Raw genomic sequence first — 267 nt, forward strand, 5'->3', positions numbered from 1 at the left:
CGCGATAACGCCCGGGTGGTTGCCTGCTCCGTCTTCTCCGGCGCTCCAGGGCGGCAGATCCTGCGCGGTGTGCAGCTGCTGGCTGACCACGGGGCGGTCAATATCGCCGTCGATAAAACTCAGCTGCACTTGCGCGCCAATGCGTGGCAGCACCAGTGCTCCCCAGTTGGGCCCGGCCATGGGGGAGACCACACGCAGCCAGACACTGGGCGTGTGGCTGCCTGGGCGTGAGGGTGTGCCAGCGCCTTGCTGTGCGGCCTGCTGCCG

At 68.5% G+C, this 267-nt stretch carries 1 protein-coding gene; it reads right to left on the reverse strand.

Translation table 11 applies throughout. The features are described 5' to 3' along the window. On the reverse strand, positions 1-267 hold a 267-nt coding region (locus QEP11_RS16610), incomplete at both ends, for a phage baseplate assembly protein V (protein ID WP_284337763.1).

Origin of the sequence: Comamonas halotolerans, assembly GCF_030162935.1 — a bacterium.
In the GTDB taxonomy this organism is placed as follows: Bacteria; Pseudomonadota; Gammaproteobacteria; order Burkholderiales; family Burkholderiaceae_C; genus Comamonas; species Comamonas halotolerans.